Raw genomic sequence first — 2,937 nt, 5'->3', positions numbered from 1 at the left:
TTCAGGTGATTCAAGTTGGCAACTTGTGAGCGTGCAGGATTATCGGCTTCAAAAAGCAAAAGAAATTGTCACTCCCGCAGAAGATGCTCAAATCACAATAGATGTTTTAGCCAATAATGAATCTCAAAGTCAAGCAGAAATAGATACCATCTCAGGGCTTTCTCATAAGGAAATGCAGAAATTAACCAACTCTCCCATAAACACCATTAGAAGCAAGGCTTCCCAAGGGAAGTCCATCACTACGTCTGATGGCGTTACCTACCACTATAACAAAGACCCAAAAGTTTTGAAATGGGTGAGAGTTTAGCGGCTACTCATACTTTTTAGAATCACTACCATGCTCACTAAACAGCCTCAACAATTAATCACTTATAAAAAGATAAGAATTTATGAACGAACCTATCAATTACCAGTCTTAAAAAACTCCAAATTAAAAACTGTTCAAAAAAAAATTAGAGAACGTCGAAGATTAATAAAGTCAGGCGTTCGATATTATTATTGCTTTGGGGGAATAATTAAGTGGAAAGAAGAAGTTAGTCAAGAAGCAATTTTTGATGAACTCAAATTATTGATTAGAGACTACTCTCTTATTATTAATTTACTAGAAAATTATCAGGAGAGTTATCAACATTTTTTGTTGAAGCTGATGGATGACTTGAAAAAGTTGTTTAGCTCAAAATATCAGGAAATAAAAAGCTTGGATGAGGAGAGAAAAAAACTCGAGGTAAAAAATTATAAAAATCCGAAGATTATCGATGAATTAAAATGGGAAAAGCAGGAAAACTTTAAATTAGTTTTACTGTTGAGTAATGCCTCATTTTTAATGTTAGAAAAAATAAAATTGCTTAGTGAAGGACTTAAAACACTGGCAGAAGATACCAAAACTCAAAAGAAAATTGTCCGGGAAGTAGTTGAAGGTTTAGAAGTATATAAAGAAATTTACGCATATCAAATAAAAGCCGAGAAGGTTCGTCAAGAAATAGCAGAAATAGCTCAAACTGCAATCAATTTTGAAAATTATTTACGAGATTACTTTAGCCCCTTTCAAGCTTTATTAGATGAGGTAGTAAAAGTAGATGAAGATTTTTACTCAACTGTCGGAGACATTAAAAAATTAGCGGATAATATTTTGCATCAGTCAAATTTATTAATTCCCGAAAAAAACGAAGCGATTTCGGAAACTTTTCTCAATTTTATGGTAGCAAGTTATGAGAAAAAAGAAAGATTAAAAGATGCTTTTATTCAATCTAAATTATTAGATTGGCAAGTTTATAATCTTGAGTTGACCGATAATTATGTTGTTTTAGACAAAGATATTGACTCAATATCTCACTATCTATCCCAGCAACTTTGCGAGCAAAGAAAAGTGCTAGGGATAGCAGAAGCAAATTTTGTCTCTATCACGCCTCTGTTTTCTGTTGAAAAAACCGAATTGATGCGACCGACTAATGACGATGCTACCTTCAAAAAAGAATTTAAAAGTAATAAAAACATTGATTATAGCCAATTGCGGGATCTTCTCGCACAGCACAAGTGGAAAGAAGCTGACATTGAAACCACTAAATTAATGCTACAAGTTATAGGGAAGAATTATTGGAATGAAGTTTATAAGGAAGATATTGATAATTTTTCTTGTCAAGATATCCAGATTATCGATCAACTTTGGAGAGAATACAGTCATGGTTATTTCGGCTTCAGTGTTCAGCAAAGTATCTGGACTGAAATGGGTGGTCAAGTAGACTATGAAACAGAAAAGAAACTTGGCGATCGCCTTGGTTGGCGAAAGGAGGGAAACTGGTTAGAATACGAGCAACTAACTTTTGAATTGTCACCCACGACACCGATGGGACACCTACCAATCAAATGGTTACACTATGACCAACATACCTTTGATTTATCCCCATCATCTGCGGAACACCTTTCCATGGGAGCTTGGCGGGTGGGATCTTGGTTAGTTTGGCAGTTGCACTTATTCTTGTCTCGTGTAAAAATTTGTAACGAAACTTTCCTCCGCGTTAATCGCACATTTGCTAATAATAGGGAAAATTAGAGCCAAAGCTAATTTGAGGATAAACATGAGTAATAGTAAGCATTCTGATATAGAAATAGAAATTTTACTTTTTGGAAAATGGCGTTTTGATAAGTCTTGGGAAAAAATCACTATTCAATTTAAAGATGATATGACCTATGAACAAACCAGTATTCAAACATTTATTTTTTCTAAACCTAAAGAACTTTTCACTGGTAATAAATTTACTGGTGTGTGGTACGTAAGTGACAAAAAATTGCATTTAAATGTTAAAAATGTTCCCAAATCCGCTTTGAATTTTCAACTCCCGCTAGGTCCTAAAGTTCATATTGGAGATGCGCTATTTAGTTTAGGTTCTATCTTTAGAACGGAAAAGTATGAAGTGATTAAAATTAATAGTTCTAAATTTCTCATAATGGATGAAGAGGAATCAATTATTGGAACCAAAATAAAATAATATATAGGAATTCGATTTGAGTTGCTTTTGCGCTTCTATGAACATCGAAACCCAGAGAATCCCGGTTTCTTAAAGAAACCGGGATTTTCATTTCTCACGAATAATTTAGGACTGCTATATTGGAGTAAAAAGTATGAGTAGCCGCTAAACTCTCACCCATTTCAAAACTTTTGGGTCTTTATTATAGTGGTAGGTAACGCCATCAGACGTAGTGATGGACTTCCCTTGAGAAGCTTTGCTTCTAATGGTGTTTATGGGAGAGTTGGTTAATTTTTGCATTTCCTTATGAGAAAGCCCTGAGTTTATGCCTATTTCTGCTTGACGAAGGGTTTCATTCTTGGGGGAAACATCTATTGTGATTTGAGCATCTTCTGTGGGAGTGACAATTTCTTTTGCTTTTTGAAGCCGATAATCCTGCACGCTCACAAGTTGCCAACTTGAATCCGCTGAC

Annotated in this window: 2 protein-coding genes and 2 pseudogenes; 3 read left to right on the top strand and 1 reads right to left on the bottom strand. The window is 34.7% G+C overall.

Annotated features, from left to right (window positions below):
• The 3 genes and pseudogenes from ICL16_RS16250 to ICL16_RS16240 form a co-directional block, all read left to right on the top strand.
• Positions 1-307: pseudogene (locus ICL16_RS16250) on the top strand (ABC transporter ATP-binding protein/permease); the annotation flags it as partial.
• Between the two features lie 30 nt (positions 308-337).
• Positions 338-2,050 (top strand): GUN4 domain-containing protein, encoded by a 1,713-nt coding sequence (locus ICL16_RS16245; RefSeq protein ID WP_190829569.1) that lies wholly within the window; start codon positions 338-340, stop codon positions 2,048-2,050.
• A gap of 25 nt (positions 2,051-2,075) precedes the next feature.
• Positions 2,076-2,486, top strand: a complete 411-nt coding sequence (locus ICL16_RS16240) for a hypothetical protein (protein WP_190829567.1) — start codon at positions 2,076-2,078, stop codon at positions 2,484-2,486.
• A gap of 144 nt (positions 2,487-2,630) precedes the next feature.
• On the opposite strand, the pseudogene ICL16_RS16235 reads toward ICL16_RS16240, so the two are convergent.
• A pseudogene (locus ICL16_RS16235) lies at positions 2,631-2,937 on the bottom strand (ABC transporter ATP-binding protein/permease); the annotation flags it as partial.

The organism is Iningainema tapete BLCC-T55 (assembly GCF_014698965.1).
GTDB lineage: Bacteria > Cyanobacteriota > Cyanobacteriia > Cyanobacteriales > Nostocaceae > Iningainema > Iningainema tapete.
The sequence above is the reverse complement of the archived record's forward strand: the minus strand, read 5'-3'. Positions and strand labels throughout refer to the sequence as shown.

Bases quoted from the DNA above. Each gene is read 5' to 3' on its own strand.
- ICL16_RS16245 (WP_190829569.1), top strand. From the start codon at position 338: ATGCTCACTAAACAGCCTCAACAATTAATCACTTATAAAAAGATAAGA.
- ICL16_RS16240 (WP_190829567.1), top strand. From the start codon at position 2,076: ATGAGTAATAGTAAGCATTCTGATATAGAAATAGAAATTTTACTTTTT.